The sequence below is a fragment of the Paractinoplanes bogorensis genome (assembly GCF_018829635.1).
GTDB classification, from domain to species: Bacteria; Actinomycetota; Actinomycetes; order Mycobacteriales; family Micromonosporaceae; genus Actinoplanes; species Actinoplanes bogorensis.
Genome location: NZ_JAHKKG010000004.1, coordinates 249885 through 271460 on the forward strand (window position 1 = coordinate 249885; position 21576 = coordinate 271460).

General features: G+C 72.8%; 18 protein-coding genes. 10 read left to right on the forward strand and 8 right to left on the reverse strand.

Annotated elements, in window-relative coordinates; translation table 11 throughout:
* Nucleotides 1-2: 2 nt before the first annotated feature.
* Nucleotides 3-1316, forward strand: coding sequence for an SGNH/GDSL hydrolase family protein (locus KOI35_RS12915; RefSeq protein WP_215786991.1), 1314 nt, complete (start codon nucleotides 3-5; stop codon nucleotides 1314-1316).
* On the opposite strand, the gene KOI35_RS12920 is transcribed toward KOI35_RS12915, so the two are convergent.
* Nucleotides 1313-1834: a hypothetical protein gene (locus KOI35_RS12920; RefSeq protein WP_215786993.1), complete on the reverse strand. Its 522-nt coding sequence runs from the start codon at nucleotides 1832-1834 to the stop codon at nucleotides 1313-1315. The genes KOI35_RS12915 and KOI35_RS12920 overlap by 4 nt on opposite strands.
* Before the next feature lie 278 nt (nucleotides 1835-2112).
* On the opposite strand from KOI35_RS12920, the gene KOI35_RS12925 reads away from it, so the two are divergent.
* Both KOI35_RS12925 and KOI35_RS12930 read left to right on the forward strand, forming a co-directional pair.
* On the forward strand, nucleotides 2113-4713 hold the full coding sequence (locus KOI35_RS12925; RefSeq protein ID WP_215786994.1) for a hypothetical protein: 2601 nt from the start codon (nucleotides 2113-2115) through the stop codon (nucleotides 4711-4713).
* A 110-nt stretch (nucleotides 4714-4823) separates the two neighbouring features.
* Entirely contained in the window at nucleotides 4824-5948 is a 1125-nt protein-coding gene (locus tag KOI35_RS12930; RefSeq protein ID WP_215786995.1) for a SigB/SigF/SigG family RNA polymerase sigma factor, read from the forward strand.
* Here KOI35_RS12930 and KOI35_RS12935 read toward each other — a convergent pair.
* Genes KOI35_RS12935 through KOI35_RS48885 form a run of 3 tightly spaced genes read right to left on the reverse strand, consistent with a single transcriptional unit; the run spans nucleotide 5917 to nucleotide 9331 of the window.
* Complete coding sequence (locus tag KOI35_RS12935) at nucleotides 5917-6654, reverse strand: STAS domain-containing protein (RefSeq protein ID WP_215786997.1); 738 nt, start codon at nucleotides 6652-6654, stop codon at nucleotides 5917-5919. The genes KOI35_RS12930 and KOI35_RS12935 overlap by 32 nt on opposite strands.
* Nucleotides 6655-6687: 33 nt before the next feature.
* Nucleotides 6688-8538, reverse strand: a complete 1851-nt coding sequence (locus KOI35_RS12940; RefSeq protein ID WP_215786999.1) for a CheR family methyltransferase — start codon at nucleotides 8536-8538, stop codon at nucleotides 6688-6690.
* Between the two features lie 52 nt (nucleotides 8539-8590).
* Nucleotides 8591-9331, reverse strand: a complete 741-nt coding sequence (locus tag KOI35_RS48885) for an ATP-binding protein (protein WP_215787001.1) — start codon at nucleotides 9329-9331, stop codon at nucleotides 8591-8593.
* Nucleotides 9332-9455: 124 nt separating this feature from the next.
* On the opposite strand from KOI35_RS48885, the gene secA2 reads away from it, so the two are divergent.
* The 5 genes from secA2 (at nucleotide 9456) to KOI35_RS12970 (ending at nucleotide 14971) form a co-directional block, all read left to right on the forward strand.
* Nucleotides 9456-11750 (forward strand): accessory Sec system translocase SecA2, encoded by a 2295-nt coding sequence (gene secA2 / locus KOI35_RS12950; RefSeq protein WP_215787003.1) that lies wholly within the window; start codon nucleotides 9456-9458, stop codon nucleotides 11748-11750.
* Between the two features lie 481 nt (nucleotides 11751-12231).
* Nucleotides 12232-12798: a winged helix-turn-helix domain-containing protein gene (locus KOI35_RS48370; RefSeq protein WP_281420085.1), complete on the forward strand. Its 567-nt coding sequence runs from the start codon at nucleotides 12232-12234 to the stop codon at nucleotides 12796-12798.
* A gap of 3 nt (nucleotides 12799-12801) precedes the next feature.
* The gene (locus KOI35_RS47310) at nucleotides 12802-13434 is read left to right on the forward strand and encodes a nucleoside/nucleotide kinase family protein (protein ID WP_308120935.1); all 633 of its coding nucleotides are present in this window, start codon (nucleotides 12802-12804) and stop codon (nucleotides 13432-13434) included.
* A 165-nt stretch (nucleotides 13435-13599) separates the two neighbouring features.
* The gene (locus KOI35_RS12965) at nucleotides 13600-14016 is read left to right on the forward strand and encodes a TraR/DksA family transcriptional regulator (protein WP_215787007.1); all 417 of its coding nucleotides are present in this window, start codon (nucleotides 13600-13602) and stop codon (nucleotides 14014-14016) included.
* A gap of 73 nt (nucleotides 14017-14089) precedes the next feature.
* Nucleotides 14090-14971, forward strand: a complete 882-nt coding sequence (locus KOI35_RS12970) for a DUF72 domain-containing protein (RefSeq protein WP_215787009.1) — start codon at nucleotides 14090-14092, stop codon at nucleotides 14969-14971.
* On the opposite strand, the gene KOI35_RS12975 is transcribed toward KOI35_RS12970, so the two are convergent.
* Nucleotides 14948-15739, reverse strand: a complete 792-nt coding sequence (locus KOI35_RS12975) for an aminotransferase class IV (RefSeq protein WP_215787011.1) — start codon at nucleotides 15737-15739, stop codon at nucleotides 14948-14950. The genes KOI35_RS12970 and KOI35_RS12975 overlap by 24 nt on opposite strands.
* A 125-nt stretch (nucleotides 15740-15864) precedes the next feature.
* Here KOI35_RS12975 and KOI35_RS12980 point away from each other — a divergent pair, with 125 nt between their 5' ends.
* Nucleotides 15865-16113: a hypothetical protein gene (locus KOI35_RS12980; RefSeq protein ID WP_215787013.1), complete on the forward strand. Its 249-nt coding sequence runs from the start codon at nucleotides 15865-15867 to the stop codon at nucleotides 16111-16113.
* 2 nt (nucleotides 16114-16115) lie between these two features.
* Entirely contained in the window at nucleotides 16116-17360 is a 1245-nt protein-coding gene (locus KOI35_RS12985; RefSeq protein ID WP_215787015.1) for a cupin domain-containing protein, read from the forward strand.
* Here KOI35_RS12985 and KOI35_RS12990 read toward each other — a convergent pair.
* From KOI35_RS12990 to KOI35_RS13000, 3 genes are read right to left on the reverse strand one after another with little or no spacing between them, the layout of a single operon-like run.
* Nucleotides 17357-18064: a hypothetical protein gene (locus KOI35_RS12990; protein WP_308120936.1), complete on the reverse strand. Its 708-nt coding sequence runs from the start codon at nucleotides 18062-18064 to the stop codon at nucleotides 17357-17359. The genes KOI35_RS12985 and KOI35_RS12990 overlap by 4 nt on opposite strands.
* Nucleotides 18061-20694: an FtsK/SpoIIIE domain-containing protein gene (locus KOI35_RS12995; RefSeq protein ID WP_215787017.1), complete on the reverse strand. Its 2634-nt coding sequence runs from the start codon at nucleotides 20692-20694 to the stop codon at nucleotides 18061-18063. Before KOI35_RS12995 ends, KOI35_RS12990 begins: the two co-directional genes overlap by 4 nt.
* Nucleotides 20687-21574 carry a hypothetical protein gene (locus tag KOI35_RS13000; protein WP_215787019.1) on the reverse strand — a complete coding sequence of 296 codons (888 nt, stop codon included), beginning with the start codon at nucleotides 21572-21574 and terminating at the stop codon, nucleotides 20687-20689. Before KOI35_RS13000 ends, KOI35_RS12995 begins: the two co-directional genes overlap by 8 nt.
* Between the last annotated feature and the right edge of the window lie 2 nt (nucleotides 21575-21576).

The window sequence follows — 21576 nt, forward strand, 5'->3', positions numbered from 1 at the left end:
ATGTGCGGCGCTTGCTGACCGGTGTCGTGGTGGCCGCGAGCCTCTCCACGACCGTGACGGTTACCTGGATGGCGCTCGGCCCGGTGCCGCCGAGCGCACCCGCTGTGCAAGCGGTGGCCGCCGTCCCCGGTCCCGCTGTTCCCGGTCCCGACTGGTCGACCGCGTGGGCGGCCGCGCCGGTGGCGGGCAACCTGAAGCGGCCGCTCGGCCACACGATCCGCAACGTCGTGCACACCACGATCGGCGGGCCCGAGGTGCGCGTACGGCTGAGCAACCGCTTCGGCACCGGCCCGGTGCGCCTCGGTCACGTCACGGTCGCGCTCTCGGCCCACACCGGCGGCCGCCGCGACGGCGGCAACGACCCCAGCGACGGTACGGCCGTGCCCGGCACCCTGCGCGACGCCACGTTCGGCGGTCGCGGCGACGTGACCGTGCCGGCCGGCGGCGACATCCTCAGCGACGCGCTGCCGATCGGCGTCCCGGCCGACACCGACCTGCTGGTGTCGGTGTGGACCCCGGTCAAGCCCGAGGCGGCGACCTACCACGCCGACCCCAAGCAGCTCTCGTTCGTCAGCCCCGGCAGCCTCGACCGCGCGGGTGACCTGGCCGCCACCGCGTTCACCGCGGGTGCCTCGGCCTGGTTCTATCTCACCGCGGTCGAGGTGGCCGGCGGGCCCGGCACGATCGTGGCGCTGGGCGACTCGATCACCAACGGGGCCGCGTCGACGGCCGGGCGCAACCAGCGCTGGCCCGACCTGCTGGCCGCCCGACTGGCGGCCGGCCCGGCCCCCGACTACGGCGTGGCCAACGAGGGCATCGCCGGGAACCGCATCCTGCTCGACGCGCAGTACCCGCGCTACCGCATCAACTCGTCGGCCGGCCGCTCGGCCCGGGCCCGCTTCGACGACGACGTCCTGGACCGGGCCGGCGCCCGCACACTGATCCTCTTCGCCGGGATCAACGACATCATGCAGCCGCCCCGGCAGACCGACGCCGGCCGGATCACCGCCGGGCTGGCCGGGCTGGCCGCCCGGGCCCGGGCCCACGGCCTGCGCGTTGTCGGGTGCACGATCACCCCGTGGAAGGGGTGGTTCGCCTACACGCCGGAGCGCGATCTGGTGCGGCTGCGGGTCAACACGTGGATCCGGTCCGGAGGCGACGGTGCCTTCGACGCGGTGGCCGACTTCGACGCGGCCCTGCGCGACCCGATCGACCCGTCCCGGATCAACCCGATGCTCGACGGGGGCGACCACCTGCACCCGAACGACGCCGGCATGCGGGCGCTCGCCGACGCCGTTCCGCTCGCTGCCCTCTAACGCATCACGCCGGCCGCTACGGCGGCGACCAGGATGAGCCCGAGGACGGCCTGGAGCAGCAGTGCGGGACCCAGGTGCGACCACATCGTCGGGATCCGCGGGGTCAGCGGCTGCATGGTGGTGAGGTTGACCAGCCGGACGAGGCGTACGGGAAGATGGGGGTCCTTCTGCGGAGACGTGGTCAGCTGCACCAGGTCGCCGCGGTGCAGGGCCGACTGGGGTAACTGGCCGTGCATCTCGACCTCGTAGGTCTGGCCCAGGTCGTCGCGCACCCGCACCGGCGTCACCAGGAACTCGGGTCCCTTCTTGAGCTCCTTGAAGCTGCGGCGGCCCGGCTTCATCCGCAGCAGCCCGCCGATCAGCTGGATCAGGCCGGCCGCCAGGAAGACGCCCATGAGCAGGGGCTGCCCGATCCGGACATCCCGGGTGTACGAGGTCTGGTAGCCGGCGAACCGGCCGGTGATGACGGGTCCGACGTGCCGGAGGATCTGCTCGCGGTGCAGGTCGACGTCATCCATGCGAATCACCTCCTGAGGGGTTCTCGTATGGTACGGAGAGTTAACTTAAGAACACCGTGAGTGAACACGTGAGCACCGTACGCACCCCGGCTGGCCTGGGGAGACGGATTTGTCCGTTCTTCGACCCGTGCGTTTCGGGCCCGTTGTTCACCCGTACGTCGCTGCTTGTTGCTCGTTTGCCACCCCTGTCGCCGAAATGCTGAAAAGCGCGCGAATCGCCCCCGATCGGCGGTGAACTTGATCCGAGTTCTCTGCACTGCGGAATGGGGGCGGCTGAGGTGGCACCGATCAAGGCGTTCGTGGACCCGGACAGCGTCCTGGCACGCACCGCCCGCGAGATGCTGCAGGCCCACGCGAGCCCGGACGGCGCGACCGTCTGCCCGGTCTGCGGCGAGCGGCCGCCCTGCGACGCTGCCCGCTCGGCGGCCGAGGTGGTCGAGGCGGCGGGCCTGGCCGAGGAGTCCGGGCTGGTGGCCGCGGCCCGGCGGGGGCTGGGGGAGCCGTACGGGGAACCGGGGTCGGGTTTCGACTTCAGCCGGCCCGACCTGAACCGCCCGTGGTCGTCCGAGCCGGCGGCCCCGTCGCCGCTGGCCTTCGGATCCCCGATGGAGATGGCGGCCGAGTACGAACCCCGCCGCGCCTACCGGGGCGACGACGAGCCCGCGACCGGATCCGGCTACCGCGACGCCCTGAACCTGGGCCCGGTCGGCCTGTCCTTCACCGGTGCCCTCGACGACCTGGCGTCCGACGCCTCCGATCGGGCCGGCGCGGCGCCCCCGCCGAGTGGCCTGTCCTTCACCGACGGCGATTCCCTGTCGTCTCGGCCCGGCCCGGCAAGTGTGTCCTCTTCGGACAGCCCGCCCCTCGTCGTCGGCGAATCCCTCAGCGACCTGCTGCGCCGGGACGACACCAGCCGTCCATCCTCTTCGGAGGAGTCGGGTGGCCTGCCCGTCGACGACGTCCCGAGTGGCTTGTCGTTCGCGGATGAGCACAGTGGTCTGTCGTCCGTCAGCGGTCTGTCGTCGCCCGGCGGGCTTTCGTCGCCGGGAGGTCTGTCGTCCCCGGGCGGGCTTTCGTTCGCGGATGGGCCGAGTGGGCTGTCGTTCGCGGATGGGGCGAGTGGTCCGGGGGAGCGGCCGCTCGCCGGGCTGGACGCGCCGGGGCGCGACGAGACCGGCGACGAGCCGAGCGGTCCGCGCCTCGATCTGAGCTTCCGCGGCGGCGACGAGCCCCGCCTCGATCTGAACCCGGGTGCAGCCGGCGCCGCGCCCGAGGGGCCGGGCGGCCTCCCAGGCGCCGGCCCTGTCCCGGACGATCAGGCGGCGGGCCACCCCCGCATCGAGTCCCCGAAACTTCAGGAGGCGCCCGCGGTTCTCCGGCCGCCGCTGCCGCCCGACTGGCACCAGAACCGTCCCCTGGACGCCCCGAAGTTCGTTCCCTCGGCGCCACGCCCCACCCCGCGTCCCAACGGCGCGAACGGCCACGGCCCGACCGGCTCACCGTCCGTCCCCTACACCCCGTCCGGCGACAACCGTCCCCACCCGGCGGCCCCGGCTCAGCCCGGCCCGGCCGAGTCCCCGAACCCGACCGGCCCGTCGCCCGCGACGAACCCGCCCGGCGCGTCGCCCCAGGGTGTGAATCCGGCCGCCGCACCGCCGTACGCTCTCAACCAGCCGCCGCAGGCACCGGCCGCACTCAACGAGCCGCCCCGCTCGCCGCATGCGCTCAACCAGCCGCCGCAGGCTCCGGCCGCGATGAATCCGCCGCACCCGCCGACCGCGGACGGCCCGTCCGGCCTTGCCGGTCCGTCGGGTGCGCCCGGTCTCGCGGGTCCGTCCGGTTTGGCTGGTCCGTCGGGTGCGCCTGGTCTCGCGGGTCCGTCCGGCTTGGCTGGTCCGTCGGGTGCGTCCAGCCTGTCCGGCTTGGCTGGTCCGGCGGGTGCGGGCCCGTCCGGCCCCGCCGCGCCGCCGGCTCAGTCGCCGCCTGACCCGGCGGCCACGTCCGGCCACGAACCGTCGGGCCTCCCCGGCACACCGACCGGCAACGAGCCGTCCGGGCTCCTGGGCCGTTCCGCCGCTACGCCGGTTGCTCCGCAGGCGCCGACCGCCCCGTCGAACTCCGAGCCGTCCGGTCTGGGCATGTCCACCGGCCACGAACCGTCCGGCCTGGGCCGTTCCGCCGCTACGCCGGTTGCTCCGCAGGCGCCGACCGCCCCGTCGAACACCGAGCCGTCCGGTCTGGGCATGTCCACCGGCCACGAACCGTCGGGCCTGGGTCAGGCACCCGCCTACTCCGGCCAGGCACCCGCCGCCCCGGCCGCTCCCGCGACGGTGCCCACCGGCGACGAACCGTCCGGCCTGCCCGGCCGCCCGGCCGCCACCGCGGGACCGGGCCCGCAGCAGCCCGTCCTTCAGCCGCACAACCCGCAGCCGAGCCAGAGCCCCGACCAGCAGGGCGTGGCCCCGCAGGGCCCGAGCGGCCTCCCCGGCCTGGCCAACAGCCCCGACCGTTTCGCCGCCCCCGACCAGCTCGGCACACCCCGCCCCGCCATGAACCGGGCCCCGCTCGAGGCGCCGAACATGGGCCAGGTCAACCGCCCACCCGCCGCCGGCCTGCCCGGCGCCCCGGGAACGGGCGCACCGTCGAGCCACAACATGCCGTCAGGCCCAGGCATGGGACCAGGCACGGCGCCGTCCGGCCTGGGAGTGGCACCAGGCACTGCGCCGTCCGGCCCAGGCATGGGACCAGGCGCGGCCGAGCAAGCCCCGAACGGCCCCACCGGCCTGGGCCCGCGCCCACCCCGCCCCAAGCTCGAGGCGCCCAACATGGGCCAGCTCAACAAGCCATTGACCGACCGCGAGCAGCCGCCCGGGCACTGACCCCCAGGGCCGGACGTTTGGTCGCGGATGTGACCGGGCAGTACGCTCCGAAGTGGGCGACGAGGGCCCGGCCGCGAACGGTGCGGGCAGGGCCGCCGAGGGGAGCGGCGATGTCCGAGACCGACCCGGCGCGGGACGTTCTCGAGGATCTCGATGCCGCGGCCCTGATCTACGCCGAGCGCAGCGCTCCCGCGCCGGCCGCCGAGCGCACCGCCCTGCGCGACGATCTCACCCGGCTGTGCCTGCCGTTCGCGCGCCGGATGGCTCGGCGCTACCGTGGCCGGGGCGAGTCCTTCGAAGACATCGAGCAGGTCGCCCGGCTCGGCCTGGTCAAGGCGATCGACCGCTACGACCCGGGGCGGGGCTCCTTCACCGCGTACGCGGTGATCACCATCTCGGGCGAGATCAAGCGACATTTCCGGGACAAGACGTGGGGTGTGCACGTGCCCCGGCGGATGCAGGATCTGAGCCTCGAGGTCGGGCACACCACGATGAGCCTGACGAGCGATCTTTCCCGTACGCCGACTCCGGCCGAGATCGCCCAGCGGCTCGAGCTGCCGGTCGCCGCCGTTCTCCGGGCTCAGGAGTCGACGGCCGGCTACTCCCCGTCCTCGCTGAACGCCCCGGTCGGCGACGGCACCGGCGCTGAGGTGGGTGACCTGCTGGGCGATTGGGACGCCGACCTCGATCTGGTCGACGACAAGGTCACCGTGGCCGGGCTGTTGATGCGGTTGCCGGCCCGCGAGCGCCGGATGCTCGCGTTGCGGTTCTACGGCAACCGCACCCAGGCCGAGATCGCGGCCGAGCTCGGCATCTCGCAGATGCACGTGTCGCGGCTGCTGACCCGGTCGCTGACCTGGCTGCGCGAGGCGATGCTGTGCGACGTCCCGCCGCGCTGGGAGGGGGCCGAGGTGCGCACCGACCGGCACGAGGTGCGGGTCGAGACGGTTCGCGGGGCCACCGCGGTGATCGCCCGGGTGCGGGGCGAGGTCGATCGGGACAGCGCCGAGCGGCTGCGGCTGGGCCTGCGCCACGCGATCACGCTGGCCGGGGGCGACCCGGTGACGATCGACCTGTCGGGGGTGCCGTTGCTGGACGCCGCGGGGGTGGCCGTGCTGGCCGACGCGGCCACCGCCGCCGCGGTCGCCGACGTCCGCCTGACACTGACCGGAGCGCGTCCGTACGTGTCCGGCATCCTGGCCGTCACCGGCCTCTCGCGGCTCCTGGCGAACTGACGCGCAGGGACGCCCACACCACTTTTCCCCCGGCCGACGGGACGCAGCCCCACGCGTGGGCGGTCGCCTCGATCAGCAGCAGGCCGCGGCCGCCGCCGACCGGGCGCCGCACCTCCACCGGCGAACCGTCCCGGACCGCGAGGAGCAGATATCGGGGCACCAGCGTCAAGTGGACCGTCATCATCGTGCCGGCGTGATCGATCACGTTGCCGACCATCTCGGTGAGGATGAGCGCGGCCGGGCCGGCCAGGTGCGGCAGATCCCAGCGCCCGCACGCGTCGGTGGCGAGGTCGCGGGCGTGCCGGGCGGCCCCGGACACCGGCAGCAGGTCGTCGGAGATCGACCGGACCTCGGCCGTCCGGCCGGCGGCCAGCCCGGCCCGGGCCGCGTCGAGGCCGGCGTGGACGCGGAGGAGCCGGAAGGCGGGACCGTCGAGGATCAGCCGGACGGCCGGTGGGGGAGCACAGATGAGCAGCGGCGTCCCCGGCCACCGGGCCGCCTGCTGGGCGACCGCGCGGAAGACGTTGAGGGCGACCGGATCGGCCACGGTCAGGTCCGAGACGTCGACGAACAGGGCGGCCGGCTGCTCGGCGAGCGCCTTGAGCAGGTCGCGGTGCAGTCCGGCGACGTCGGGGCGGGCGAGCACGCCGGAGACCGTGGCGACCAGATCGCGGCCGTCAGCGGTGGTCGCGAACGCGATGACCATCGGGCTCGGATACCCCGGTGACGAACGGGCGAATCACGCCGGGCCGGAGGATGCGGTCTCCATCACGATGATCGCTCCCTCGGGCGGCGTCCCGGCCTCCCGGCGGCGCAGCGATGCGCACGCCACCCGCACCGCGATGGACCGGCCGCGCCGGTTGACCGCGTCGACCATCATCTCGGCGCTGGCCGCCTCGGCGCCGAGGGCGTCGCGCAGCATCGGCTGCAGTCGTTCGATGGGCAGGCCGATGTCGAGGTTGAGGAAGTGCCGGCCGATCACCTCGTCCGGGCGCAGGCCCCACAGGTCTTCGGCGCGGCGGTTCCACATCCGGATCCGCAGGTCGGGGTCGACCACCGCGACCCCTGCCTCCATGCTGGTCAGCACCGTCTCGAGGAAGTCGTTGGCCTCGTCCAGCTGGGTGCTCGAGATGCGCAGCTGGTCGTTGATGCTCTGCAGCTCGTCGTTGGTGGACTGGAGCTCCTCGTTCATCGTCTCCAGTTCCTCGTTGGTCGACTGGAGCTCCTCGTTGGTGGTCTCCAGCTCCTCGACCGTCGACTGCAGTTCCTCGTTGGTCGTCTCGAGTTCCTCGTTGGTCGACTGCAGTTCCTCGTACGCGGCCTCGAGCTGCTGGTTGGCGTGCTCCAGTTCCTCCTTGAGGCGCCGGGACGCGGTCACGTCGTGGAAGACGATGTTGACGCCGAGCAGGCTCCCGTCGGCCCCGGTGAGCGGACTGACCTGCACCTCGAGGTGGAGCTGCTCGCCCGCGCGCTGGTATTCGACGTCGGCGATCCGCAGCGTGCGCCGTTCCAGCTGGGCCTGCTCGACGTAGCGGCGCAGCTCGACCGGGCGGTAGGACAGGTCGAGATCGCGGAACGGCCGGCCGATGTCGCGGGCCGACACGCCGAACAGCGTCTCGAGCGGGCTGTTGGACAGCGCGATGGTGCCGTCGGCGGTCAGCGACAGCTGGGCCACCGGGCTCGCGGCGAAGACCTCGTTGCGCAGCTCGTCGAGCCCCATGACGGTCGGCTCTTCGCTCGGGGGCGGGTCGGCGAAGGCGACGCCGGGCCGGGCGTAGAGCCGCGGGACCCGGCGGAACACCCGGCGCTTGAGGTCGATCGGGGTGAACAGGCTGGCGTGGCTGAGCAGCATCTCGGCCTTGCCGAGGAAGAGCACGCCGTCGTCGCGGAGCGCGAAGTGCATCCGTCCGAGGATCTTGGCCTGGGTCTCGGCATTGAAGTACATCAGCGTGTTGCGGCAGGTCAGCAGGTCGATCCGGGAGATCGGGGCGTCCTGCACCAGATCGTTGCGCCCGAAGATCACCGACCGGCGCAGGTCTTTGCGGAACGCGTGCCGGCCGTTGGCGGCCTCGAAGTAGCGCCCGACCAGTTCGGCCGGGACGCTTTCCATCTGACGGTCCGAGTACGTCGCCTGGCGTGCCTCGTTGAGCTGCTCCTCGTCCACATCGGTGGCATAGATCTTGACCCGGCTCTTGAACGCCTCGATGCCGAGCACCTCGGCCATCGCGATCGCCAGCGTGTACGCCTCCTCGCCGGACGCGCACCCGGCGCACCAGATGCGGATCGGCGAGTCGGCCGGCTTGGCCGCGACCAGCGGGCCGAGCACCTCGTCGCTCAGGTACTCCCATGCCTCGGGGTCGCGGAAGAAGCCGGTCACGTTGATCAGGATGGTGTTGAACAGCGCGGTGAACTCGTCCGGGTGGACCTGCAGATAGTCCACGTAGTCCGGATAGGCGGACGCGCCGACCTGACTCATCCGGCGATCGACCCGGCGGGTCAGACTGGACCGTTTGTAGCCGGTGAAGTCGAAGCCGCGCGCCTCCTTCAGATAGACCAGGAGCGCTTCGAAGGTCGGGTCGGCCGATTCCACGCGACGACGCTACCGCAAGTGATCGCGGCCGTGCCGTTGTGCCGGGCGACTGTCAGGGGGTGTCCGCGCGCATCCGGGTCCAGACAACCTTTCCGTCGCTCACCGGCAGCACACCCCAGGCGTCGGTCAGGTCCCGGACCAGCCGCAGGCCGCGCCCGCCGGCGTCGGAGAGCCCGGACTCGGCCGGTTTCGGCATCCGCCGGCTGCGGTCGCGCACGGTCATCCCGATCCGGTCGCCGTGCAGCGGCCGCACCGTGAACTCCATCGTCGTACGGGCGTGCCGCACCACGTTCGCGACCAGCTCGGTGGCGATCAGCGTGGCCGTCGCGGTCACGTCGGCCCGGTTCCACGCCGTGCACGCCTGAGTCACCAGATGGCGCACCTGCCGGCAGGCGTCGGGCACCGGCCGCATCCGGACGCGGATCCGGGGCGGGACGGTCTCGGCCCGGGCCTCGGCCAGCGCCGCCTCGAAGTCGTCGGCGAAACCCAGGCCCGCGCAGTCCGGTGCTGCGGAGATCATCTCGACGGTGCGGGAGTCGGCCCCGCAGAGCATCACCGGCACGTCGGGCCATTCATGGGCCTCGCAGACGCTCGCGCTCAGCGCCGAGAGGCCGAACGGGTCGCCGATCCGCAGCCCGGCCACGTCGAGCAGCAGCAGCGTCGGCTGGTCGGCCAGGCGCAGCCGGACCGCCTGCTGGAGCGCGTCGCCCGTGACCTGATCGAGGGTGCCGCTGACGCGTAGCGCGGCGACCGGAAACCCCCGTTCCGGCCGGCACACGAGCTGACTCGGCACCCTGCCTCCCCTTTCCGCTGACCTGCGCCCGACAACGTGCCCGGCCGGGGCCCGGCACAAACGCGGAGTGACCCGCGGAGGTCGTGCCCCAAGCTCTCAGGAAAATGAAGTACCGTTGCCCGCCATGGGTGTGTCGCAGCGGTTCAAGAGCCGTTTCCGTAAGTTCCTGCAGCGTCCGGGCACAACAGTCGACCTCGCGCCGTTCTCCAAGCGGCTGCCGGCCATCGACGCTCGTGAAGAGGCGCTGAAGGAGCTGGACGACGAGGCGCTGACCGCCGCCGCCCAGGAGGCGAGCGACTTCACCGAGCTGTGCGCGGTCGGCCGCGAGGCCGCCTTCCGGGCGATCGAGCAGCGGCCGTACGACGTCCAGCTGCTCGGCGCGATGGCGCTGCTCTCCGGCAAGGTCGCCGAGATGGCCACCGGTGAGGGTAAGACCCTGACCGCCACCATCGCCGCCTACGGGCACGTCCGCCTCGGCCACGGCCCGGTGCACATCCTCACCGTCAACGACTACCTGGCCCGCCGCGACGCCGAGTGGATGGAGCCGATCTACCAGCGGCTCGGCCTCACCGTCGGCTGGGTCACCGAGGCGTCGACCCACGCCGAGCGCCGCGAGGCCTACCTGGCCGACGTCACCTACGTCTCGGTCAGCGAGGCCGGCTTCGACTACCTGCGCGACCAGCTGGTCACCGACGTAGAGGACCGGGTGCAGCGCGAGCTGGCCACGGCGATCGTCGACGAGGCCGACTCGATCCTGATCGACGAGGCCCGCGTGCCGATGGTGCTGGCCGGCAGCCTGTCCACCGAGAGCGACCCGGTGCTCGAGGCGGCCGGGCTGATGCACGACCTCAAACCGGGCAAGGACTACGAGGTGGCCGAGGACGGCCGCAGCGTGGCCTTCACCGACGACGGGCTCAAGAAGCTCGAGGAGAAGCTCGAGATCGACCTGTACGCCGAAGACCAGGTGCAGGCCCTCTCCGCGGTCAACGTCGCCCTGCACGCCCACGCGCTGCTGCGCCGCGACGTCGACTACATCGTGCGCAACGGCTCGGTCGAGCTGATCGACGAGATGCGTGGCCGGGTCGCCCAGCGCCGGCGCTGGCCCGACGGCCTGCAGGCCGCGGTCGAGGCCAAGGAGGGGCTGAGCGCGACGGCCGAGGGCGAGGTCCTCGACACGATCACCGTGCAGGCCTACATCGCGCTCTACAAGACGGTCTGCGGCATGACGGCCACCGCCGTGCACGTCGGCGAGCAGCTCCGCGAGTATTTCAAGCTCGAGGTCGCGGTCATCCCGTCGAACACCGAGAACATCCGCGAGGACGAGCCCGACCGCATCTACTCGGCCCACGAGACCCGCGACGAGGCCCTGGTCGAGGAGATCAAGCTGGCCCACGAGAAGGGCCGCCCGGTGCTCATCGGCACCATCGACGTGAAGGCCTCCGAGCTGCTGGCCAAGCAGCTGGCCGCGGCCGGCGTGCCGTCGAACGTGCTGAACGCCAAGAACGACGCCGAAGAGGCCCGGATCATCGCCGAGGCGGGCGCCAAGGGCGCGGTCACCGTCTCGACCCAGATGGCCGGTCGCGGCGTCGACATCCGCCTCGGCGGCAGCGACGAGTCCGACCGCGACGAGGTGGTCGAGCTCGGCGGCCTCTATGTCATCGGCGCCGGCCGGCACGACAGCCGCCGCGTCGACGACCAGCTGCGCGGCCGCGCCGGCCGCCAGGGCGACCCGGGCGGCTCGGTGTTCTTCGTCAGCCTCGAGGACGAACTGGTCACCCGGCACGCGGGCGACATCCTGCCCGCCTCGCCGCGGATGGACATGGACGGCGTCGTCCACGACGAGCAGGTCGACTACGCGGTCGAGCACGCCCAGCGGGTGGCCGAGGGCGTGAACCACGAGATCCACCGCAACACCTGGCGCTACAGCGTCGTGATCGAGCAGCAGCGGGTGGCCCTGGCCGAGCGCCGCGAGCGGCTGCTCACCTCCGAGGTCGCCGCGATCATGCTGCTCGAGCGCTCGCCCGAGAAGGCCAAGGAGATCGACGAGGACGTGCTCTCCGACGCGGCCCGGGCGATCGCCCTGTTCCACCTCGACCGCCTGTGGGTCGACCACCTGGCCGAGCTGTCCGAGGTGCGCGAGGGCGTGCACCTGCGGGCGCTGGGCAAGCTCGACCCGCTCGACGAGTTCCACCGGGCCGCGGTGCCGGCGTTCCAGTCGCTGCTGCTCAACGTCGAGTCCCGCACGATCGAGGCGTTCGAAGAGGTCGACCTCACCGACGGCTGGGAGCCGGAGCGGGCCGAGATCGTCCGGCCCAGCGCGACCTGGACCTACCTCGTGCACGACAACCCGTTCGGCTCCGAACTCGACCGGCTCATCGCCGCCGTCGGCCGGCGCCTGATCTCGGGCGGCAGCAACTAAATACAGCAGCTCAGCCTTCAGTCCGCTTTTGGGTGGCGGGCGGGGCGGTTGGATGGCCGGGCGTTCCCCTTGTCGGGGGCGCCCGGGTTCTTTTTGCACCGGCAACGCACACACAGAGAGAAGCGCATCACATCTGCTGTTGCCGGCGAGACTATTGCTGTGTCTCTCGTCTCACGCTTTTGCCCGAACGGCCTTCCCGGGGCGGGCGTCCGCGCATGCTTTGGCCAGCGCAAACAGCCGAGTCAACCGATCGCGCCGAGTATCCGCAGCCCAGATGCGTGTTCGGCAATGCTTAATCAGTCTGACAGAATCCGTTTGGGGAATGCATTTTCTCCGGTCCAGGCAGACGTGGAACGATTTTCCCACAGTGTGGTTGAAGGGTTGACCCGGCGACTGCGCTGGCGGAAATATCGTCCGCGGCTTTACGGAGGGTGATCGGTCGTATTCGGTTGCCGAAACGTATTTCAGGGGGATCAACTAAATGCCGGCCAGTGCGCTTTCACCCAGGCTCGCCCGACACGCCACCGGCCCGGGCCGCGGCTCCACCGCCGTTCGCCGCCCGTCGGAACCCGCCCTGACCGTCACGGTCGCCATCCCGCTGACCGGTGACACCATCTCTCCGCAGGCGCACAAGCTCATCGAGGCCGTCCGCGAGCTCGTCGAGGTCAGCCAGGGCACGGTGCAGCTCGAGCCGGCCACGGCCGCCCTGCCCGAGCCGGATCGCGACGCCGAGGCCGCCGCCGGCCCCGAGGTGCGCCTGCTGACCGGCACCCGTCAGGTCATCGTCGACGGGAGCCCGCTGCCGCTCACCCGGCTCGAGTTCGACCTGCTGCTGTTCCTGGCCGAGCGGCCGCGCCGGGTGTTCACGCGGGCCCAGCTGCTCACCGGCGTCTGGGGCTACGACCACACCGGTGAGCGCACGGTCGACGTGCACGTCCGCCGGCTGCGTCTGAAGCTCGGTGGCGCGGCCCCGCTGATCACGACGGTGTACGGCGTGGGCTACCGCCTCTCCGACGAGGCCCAGGTGCTGATCCGGCCGAACGAGTAGCGCGTGCGGGTCCGCCCCATCTCCGGCGAGTTGCTCGTCGACGAACTCGTCGAACTCCTGATATGTCGGGAACCCGACAATCACCTCCGGGTCGCCCTCGATGGCGCCCCGGCGGCCGCCCCCGGCGCCCTGGCCGACGCGCTGGTCGACCCGCTGCGGGCGCGCGGGCGTCCCACCGTACGGATCGATACCGCCGACTTCCTGCGACCCGCGTCACTGCGTCTCGAGTTCGGCCGGGACAACCCCGACTCGTACTACCTCGGCTGGTTCGACGAGGCCGGTCTGGCCCGTGAGGCCCTCGACCCGGCGGGCCCGTCCGGCTCCGGCCGGGTGCTCACCCGGCTCTGGGACGCCGCCGCCGACCGGGCCGCCCGGGAGCCCTACCGCGAGCTCCCGCCGGGTGCGATTTTGCTGGTCAGCGGCCCGCTGCTGCTCGGCGGCGGTCTGGCCTTCGACGTCACGGTCCACCTCGAGATGTCGGCCGCGGCGCTCGCCCGCCGCACCCCGCCCGAGGCCGCCTGGACCCTGCCCGCGTTCGAGCGCTACGCCACCGAGGTGGTGCCGGCCTCGTTCGCCGATGTGGTCGTCCGGGTCGACGATCCCCGGCGCCCGGCGCTGGTCGTCGAACGTTCATGAAGCGAGTCTGTAGCGCAACCCACCACTGACAGTTATGCTCCGGTTACTTTTTCAGCGGAGGCCCCGTTTGGGATCTCCGGCGGCGGGTATCAGCCCGGCTCCACGGTGCGATGGGGTCAGGCCTCGGGGGAACGCCGGTTGGCAGAGGAAGGCAGGGGGAGCGTCATGCTCGTCAATGGAGCGGTTATCACGGGCAAGGGTGCCTCGAAGGGCCGGACGGCGGAGGAGATCGACCAGATCCGCGCGGTTCTGCGGGGCCGGTTCGACGACCTCAGCGCCGAGTACGAGGAGGCACTGGCCGAGAACCACGCGCTCCGGCTGGCCGAGATGGGCGACTCCGCCGGCGACGACCAGGCCGACAGCGGGTCCAAGACGGCCGAGCGCGACGCGGCGTCGTCGCTGCTGCGGACCCTGAGCGACCGGCGTACGCAGGCCGAGCACGCGATGCAGCGGCTCGAGGACGGCACCTACGGCAACTGCGAGGGTTGCTCGAACCCGATCCCCTGGGAGCGGCTCGAGATCTTCCCGTCGGCCACCACGTGCGTCCACTGCAAGAGCAACCGCGAGCGCCGGGCCGGCTGAGCGCGCGCGAGGAGCATCCCGGGTCCGCCGCCGTCCGCGGCGGACCCGCCGTATACGGGCTAGTTTGACGTTCATGGGGACGCTGCAGATCGGGACGGCCTCGTGGACCGACCGGACGCTGCTCGCCTCCGGCTGGTATCCGGCGAGCGCCGACACCCCCGAGAAACGACTGGCCTACTACGCCACGAAGTTCCCGGTGGTCGAGGTCGACTCGACCTACTACGGGCCACCGGCCGAGCAGACGAGCCGGCTGTGGGCGCAGCGGACCCCCGACTCGTTCACCTTCAACATCAAGGCGTTCAGCCTGCTGACCGGCCACCCGACCAAGGTGTCGGCCATCTACAAGGATCTGCGTCCCGAGACGGACAAGAAGAACGTCTATCCGGACGACGTGCCTCCACCGGCGTACGAGGAGATCTGGTCCCGTTTCCTCTCGGCGCTCGATCCGCTGGCCCAGGCCGGGAAGCTCGGCGCGGTGCTCTTCCAGTTCCCGCCGTGGTTCGGCATCCGCAGATCCAACAAGGAATATCTGCTCGAGGTGGCCGCGCGGTGCAAGCCGATCCGGCCGGTGTTCGAGTTCCGCAACGCGTCGTGGTTCGACGGCGCCAACCAGAACGAGACGCTCGACTTCCTGCGGGCCCACAAGCTGCCCTTCGTCGGCGTCGACATGCCGCAGGGCCACAAGACGTCGGTGCCGCCGGTGCTGGCCGCGACCGCCGACCTGGCCGTGGTGCGGTTCCACGGCCACAGCGACAAATGGACCAGCAAGGACATCCACGAGAAGTTCGGCTACGACTACTCGCACGACGAGCTGTCCGAGTGGGCGCCGCGCCTGCGGCAGCTGGCGAACGAGGCCGACCGCACGCAGGTGTTCTTCAATAATTGCTACTCGGACTACGCCCAGCGCAACGCGTCGGACATGCTCGGGCTGCTAGAGGGCGTCGAAGGGGACTGACTCCCACGTCTCGGCGAGGATGGCGGCCAGCCGGTCGCTGGCCGGGTACTTCAGGTCGTCGATCGAGCCGATCTCCTGGCGGCAGGTCCGCGAGTTGACGGCCACCGCGCCGGTGAAGTCGGGCAGCTCGGACGCCGGCACCGGCCGGATCGTCCACGGCACCTCGCCCATCGACATCGCGATCTGCAGCAGCACCATCGTGACGCCCTTGAGCATCGGTGCCTGCGGCCACACCACCTGCTCGCCGTTGTAGAAGGCCACGTTCCACGTCGTGCCCTCGCGGACCATGCCGTCGGGGCCGACCGACAGCGCGTCGTCGAAGCCGGCCGCCTCGGCCAGCCGCCGGGCCCGGACCAGGCCCATCGTGGCCGAGTGCTTCTGCTCGGGCCACGGCCGCCGGAACGCAGGGTCGACGCGTACCCGCTGCGGCGCCGCCGGCTCGTCGGGCGCGGGGTCGCTCACCGACACCACCACGTCGGGCGGGCCGGCCGGGTCGAGCCCGGGCACGTAGGCCACCCGCACCGAGGCGTCCCGCTCGGTGCCCATCGCGTGCACGATGAGCTGCCGCAGCCGGTGCTCGTCGTCGACGTCCGGCCGCCACCCGAAGAACTCCTGGTTGCCGTCGTCGAGCCGGGCGAAGTGCAGGGCCAGTCCGCGTACGGCGGAATCCCGCACCTGCATCGAGGTGAAGTGCCCGTAGTTGACCGCGGCCAGCCGCTGGGTCTCGGCGAGGTCGGGGACCCGCCCGTTCAACTCGATGTTCCGCACCCGTTCACCCTACGGCCGGGCCCGTACCCCGCGGAACGCGTGTCACCCCGGCCACAGCAGGTTAGACGCGGCGATCACCGGGTACCTCGGCGTGGCTGCACCTCCACCGAAGAAGGAGCTTTCCCATGTCTCTCAGCGACGACGACATCACTTCGGCCTCCGGCTCGGCGGGCGAGGGCCCGGCCGACGGTGGCGCCAACCCGGCCGGTCACGACGGTGGCGCCGACGGCAGCGCGGGCGAGGGCCCGGCCGACGGTGGCGCCAACCCGGGCGGACACGACGGTGGCGCGGACGGCGGTGCGGGCGAGGGTCCGGCCGACGGCGGCGCGAACCCGGCCGGCCACGACGGCGGCGCCGACGGCTCCGCGTCCTGACCATGCCGTTCGACGAAGCGCCGGGCGGCTCCCGCCCGGCGCTCTCCCGGGCCGTGGCCGTCGAGCCGGGCAAGTTCGCCGCCGCCTACTGGGGCCGGGCGCCGCTGCTGTCCCGGGCCGGTGAGCTGGCCGGACCCGAAGGGTTCACCGATCTGCTCTCGCCGGCCGCGGTCGACGAACTGCTGAGCCGCCGCGGCCTGCGCACCCCGTTCCTGCGCGTCGCCCGGCAGGGCAAGGTGCTCCCGGCCGCGAGCTTCACCGGCTCGGGCGGTGCCGGCGCCGAGATCGGCGACCAGGTCGTCGACGAGCAGGTCATGCGCCTGTACGCCGACGGCGCCACCCTGGTTCTGCAGGGCCTGCACCGGCTGTGGCCGCCGCTGATCGACTACGCCCGCCGGCTGGGCGCCGAACTGCGCCGCCCGCTGCAGGTCAACGCCTATCTGACCCCGCCCGGCAGCCAGGGCTTCAGCACCCACTACGACACCCACGACGTGTTCGTGCTGCAGGTCGACGGCACCAAACGCTGGCGCCTGCACGAGCCGGTGCTGGCCGACCCGCTCGAGAAGCAGGCCTGGGGCGGGCACGCCGACGAGGTGGGCGCGACCGCGCAGGGCGAACCCGCGATGGACGTCGTGCTGGCTCCGGGCGACGCCCTCTACCTGCCCCGCGGCTGGCTGCACTCGGCCGAGGCGCTCGGGCAGCGCTCGCTGCACCTGACCTTCGGCGTCCGGGCGCTTACCCGCTACGCCGTCGTCGAGGAACTGCTCGCGCTGGCCGCCGACGACGCCCGGCTGCGGGCCACCCTGCCCTACGCGGTGGACGTCTCCGACCCGGACGCGATCGAGCCCGAACTCACCGAGACCGTCGAGGCCCTGCGGGACTGGCTCACCTCGGTCGATCCGGCCGACGTCGCGGCCCGCCTGCAGGCCCGGGACTGGCCGTCCGCGCGTCCCGAGCCGGTGAGCCCGCTGGCTCAGCTCGACTTCGCGGCCGGTCTGGGGGCACAAGACCGTTTCCGCGTACGCGAGGGACTGCGCTGGAGGCTGGCCGAGGACGGTCCCGACCATGTCGTGCTACGGCTGTCCGGGCGCACGATCCGGTTCCCGGCCTTCTGCGCCCCGGCCTTGCGGTTGGCGCTGGGCCCGGAGCCCGTACGGGTGGGGGACCTGCCCCTCGACGACGACGCCGACCGGCTCGTGCTGGCCCGCCGGCTGCTCACCGAGGCGCTGATCGTGCCAACCGGCTAGGTCGTCCGGAGCAGGGCGACCAGTGCGCCGGCCGTGACCAGACCGGTGATCAGCACGGTGGCTACCGTCGCGGCGTCCAGACCGACGCCGCGCCGGTCGGCCACCCGCTTGGCCGCCACCACCGCCAGCACCGGGCAGGCCAGCAGCACCAGCAGCGCGACCACCGGCAGCGCGTCCTGCCAGGTGCCGTCGGCCGCCCCGCCGCCGTTCGTCCGCAGCACCTGGTTGCCGATCGCCCCGGCGACGCCGCCGAGGAACCCGAACACCACGAACAGGAGCTTCACCCCGCCGTTGATCGGCCGGGCCGGGGCCGTGTACTTGACCTTGGTGGCCACCTCGTCGAGGTAGTCGCCGGCGTCCCGGTCGCTGCGCTGCCGGGGGATCGCGGCCGGGGGCACCGTCCGGCCGTAGCGCTCGGCCACCGGCCCGACCTTGTGCACGTATTCCGACCACAGGCCGGCGGCTCGCGCGTCCACCGTCTCGAGGGTGCGCTGCGCCTCCCGGACGGCGTGTTTCGCCTCGTCGACTGCTTCCTCGGCTCCGTGCACCGCGTCGTCGGCCGCCGCGACCCGGGAGTCGTACCAGTGCACGGCCTCGGCCCGGGCGCTCGCCGCCTCGTCGTCCAGAGTGGTCAGCCGGCGCAGCACACTGCGGTAGTCGGCCGTCGCGAAGTCGGCCGGCTGCAAACCTCCGTGCGTGGTCACGAGCCGACACCGTACGGGATGATGACCTCCGCTCCGCGATGCACCGACCGGTCGAAGTGCAGGGCGCGCCAGGGTCTCGGATACCAGGCGGGCGCGCCGGTTCCGGGGTAGAACGGCGCGAGCTCGCTGCCGTGCACATCGAGGGCCACCCAGGCGCCGATCGGGTCGGTGCGCGACCCCGGACCGCCCAGCGCGTCGCGCAGCAGCCCCGCGCCCCGCCACCAGCCGAGCACGTGGATGCGCCGCTCCGGGCCCTGCCGCAGGATCGTGCGCAGCTGCTCGGCCGCGCCCTTGCCGCCGGGCAGCGCGTCGGCCGCGTAGACCAGCAGAAAGTGGTGCCGGTCGGCGGGCCAGGACGCGGCCGCCTCGGACGCCGCCTCCTCGAGCACCCAGTCGGCGTTGTCCTGCTCGTACCAGCCGCAGTCGGGCAACGCCTCGCACAGCGCCCGGGCCGCCGGGCGGGCGTCCTGGTCGAGGCACAGGATCGAGAACCGGGCCCCCTCGGGCGGGAACTGCGCGGCCAGCGACAGCGCGGCCGTGGCCAGCACCGAGCACGCCTCTTCGAGCCGTGTGCCCAGTACGGCAAGGTTGCGCCCGGGGGCGCGGCGCAACACCGTACGGGCGGACCTCGCCTCGACGTCGATCGTCTCGCCCAGCAGCACCACCGGCGCCGGCAGCGACTCGGCCGGCGCCAGACGGCGGAAGTCGGGGCTCTCGGAGAGCCGGGGGACGGCGTCACCGTCGAACAGCCGGGGCGGGCCCTGCTCGAGCGGGCGGCGGCGCCACAGCCGGTGCTGCAACGCGTTCCAGCGTTCCCGGTCACCGGCGGCCGGCACCCGGACGACCCGGTTGGCCTCGACCGCACCCGAGTCGGCGTTGACCACGGCGTGATAGCGGGGCAGCGACTCGGCCGCCGTGTTCTGCTCGGCCAGCACCCTCCGGGCCCGGGGCAGCGCGATCCGCAGCGAGAACTGCGCGACCAGTGCCGGACGCCCCCACAGCGCCTCGATGCCGGACACGTCCTGGCTGGCCAGGATCAGGTGGATGCCCTGCGAGCGGCCCCGGCGGGCCAGGTCTTCGAGCAGGTCGACGGCTTCCTTCTCGACCGCGTCGCGCCCGGACAGCAGCACCTGGAACTCGTCGATCACGGCCACGATCCGCGGCCACGAGCCCTCCGGGTCCTCGGTCCGCAGCTCGGCCAGGTTGGTCACCTCGTGCCGTTTCGCCGCGTCGGCCCGGCGGCGCAGCTCGTCGCCCAGGAAGCGGAGCAGGGCCAGCCCGAACTCGCGGTCGGTGTTCACGTTGACCCCGACCAGGCGTACGTGCGGCAGCCAGGTCTGGTCGCGGCGGCCCGGGGCGAACCGTGCGAACGACACGCCCTCCTTGAAGTCGAGCAGGTAGAAAGCCAGCTCGGCCGGGGAGTAGCGGGCGGCCAGGGCGCCCATCCAGGCGTAGATGAGGTTGGTCTTGCCGGTGCCGGACGGGCCGGCGATCAGCGCGTGCGGCGGATAGTCGGACAGCGTCACCGGCACCGGGACGCCCTGCGGGCTGTCGCCGAGCGGCGCGGTCAGCCCCCGGGCCGCGCTCTCCTGCCATTCCACCTGCGGCAACAGGCTGTCCAGGGCGACCGGGGCGGGGCCGGCGGCGACCGCCTCGGCGATCCGGCGGCACGTCGCGGCCACCACCGCCTGCGGCGGGCCCCCGTCCAGGCGTACGGGAAGAGCCCCCGCACTGCTCATCCGGGCATGGTCACCCGGCTGGGCCGTGATGAACTCGACGCCCTCACCGACCGGCACCGGCATGCCCTGGATCACCAGGTGCACCCCGCAGGCCGCGCCCGTGCGCAGCAGCCGTTGCAACTGGGCCTGCTCGGCCCGGCTCAGCTCGCCCGCGCCGAGCAGCACGGCGATCCGCCACGGCTCGGGCCGCCGGTGGGTCGCCCGGTTGAGCTCGCGGAGCGACGTGTATTCGCCCGCCAGCACCGTCTCGTTGATCCGGCGCACCTGGTCGGTCAGGTCGTCGAGCAGCCCGCCCAGCCCGCCCGGCCCGACGAAGGTGAGCACGTTGGCCGGGGCCAGCGGCGCGAACCGGGCCAGCCCGCCACCCAGGTGCTCCGGGTCGTAGCCGATGATCTGCACCGCCCCCGGCGCCGCCGTGCCCAGCGCCCGCAGCAGCAGCCCGGCCACCACCTCGTCGCCCAGCGCCCGGTCGCCCCGCACCACCACGTGACCGCGGTCGAGCAGCGGCACCAGCGCCGGCACGTCCTCGGGGTGGGGGAGCAGCAGCCGGCCCACCCGCAGTTCGGCCGCCGCGTCGAGCGGGGTGGGCTGCCAGTCGTCCCACGGGTCACCGGCGGCCCCGGGCGCGGCCCGGTCGGCCGCGGACGCGGCCGCCTCCACATAGGCCGACAGGTCGGCCCGGTGCTGCTCGGCGATCTCGGCCAGCCGCCCGTCCCGCGCGGCCGCCAGCTTGTGCCGCCGCGCGTCGGCCGCCTCGGCCACCCGGCGCCGGCGCTCGACCGCCCGGGAGTATTCGGCGCGGGCCGCGTCGAGGGCGTTCGAGGCCGCCCCGAGCGCGTGCGACAGCCCGGCCCGGATGCCCATCACCTGCTGCGCGGTCGACTCAGCCATCGCTGCCGCCGCTGCTGTCGTCGGCGGACCCGGGCACCGGGTCGGGCGCGGCCGGGTCGAGCGAGCCGGCGTCGCGACCCAGCCGGGCCAGCAGCACTCCGGTCAGGACGCTCGCGGTCACCGCGCTGTCGGCCGGATGGTTCTGCGGGCCGCCCTGATTGCTGACCGGGACCCGGCAGATGCGGTCGATCAAGGTTTCGAGCACGGCCGGTGACGTACCCGGAAGCAGCGACTTGACCCGCCCCTCGGCGGCCGCGCGCAACCGCGGCACATCCTCGGGCCGGGGCTCGTGGCCGAGCAGGTCACCGGCCAGGCGGTGCAGGACGGGAGAGCTGACCGCCGACAGGCCCAGGCCGGTCGAGGCGCTCACGCCGTGCAGTTCGCGGCCGAGGCGGGCGCGGTCACCCGCCCGCACGCCGCTGGCCACTCGACGGAGCAGCTCGGCGGTGTCGGTCTGTCGGGTCTCGTTCTTGTCCGGCGCGGGCTCCCCGGTCAGCTGGGTGACCCGTTTCTGCCACCACGGCCCGAGCTGCTCGGTCGTCTCCTCCTGAGCCTCTGTCTTTTCTGACACCGGTCGTTCCAGGCCGGCCTTCCAATCCCGGTCGACCGGCGCCGGCCCCGACCCGCCGCCCAGGCCGATGCTCGCCAGATAGCGCTCGATCGAATCCTGGGCCAGGCGCAGCGCGGCCGCGGCCTGCTCGGCGTGCTCGGTGGCGTTGCCCAGCTGCGGCACGCCCAGCGGATTCTGCGACGTCTCACGCACCCAGGTCAGCAGCTCGGTGGCGCTGCGCAGCTTTTCCAGCGCGACGGTGACCTGGCCGGTCGGCAGCTCGTCCGAGATCGCGCGGAGCTGAGCGCCGAGGTCCTGAATCAGTGACATCT